This window comes from Corallococcus sp. 4LFB, assembly GCF_046520365.1.
GTDB lineage: Bacteria > Myxococcota > Myxococcia > Myxococcales > Myxococcaceae > Corallococcus > Corallococcus caeni.
Genome location: NZ_JBKGHJ010001284.1, coordinates 1 through 329, shown reverse-complemented (window position 1 = coordinate 329; position 329 = coordinate 1). Strand labels below are relative to the sequence as shown.

Sequence of the window (329 nt, the reverse complement as noted above, 5' to 3'; positions counted from 1 at the left end):
AGCCTGACGTTCTGTGCGCTGGTGCTGTGGATGGCGGCGTGCGCGTCCAGCACGCCGCTGCAGCAGCGGTGGGACGAAGCCGAAGCGGAGTGCGCTGACGCGAGCGCGGATGCCTGTGTGACCCTGGTGTGTGGGGGCACGGCGTGCGGCTTCTACCGGTGCGAGGACGTGCCCGGGGAGGTGGTGCTGGCGCGCGGACTGCCGCCCCGGCCGCCGCCTGCCGCGGTGGCGCCCGCGCCGGGAAGCGGGCCCCGGCGCAACTGGGGCGGCAGCATGGGCCTGCCGGGGGATGTGGAGCCCGTGATGGTGTTCCCCTGGTACGGGAACCC

At 74.8% G+C, this 329-nt stretch carries 1 protein-coding gene; it reads left to right on the top strand.

Annotated features, from left to right (window positions below):
- Positions 1-329, top strand: a 329-nt coding sequence (locus ACLEQD_RS45340; protein ID WP_410392065.1) for a TIGR02269 family lipoprotein, incomplete at both ends; no start/stop codon positions are given.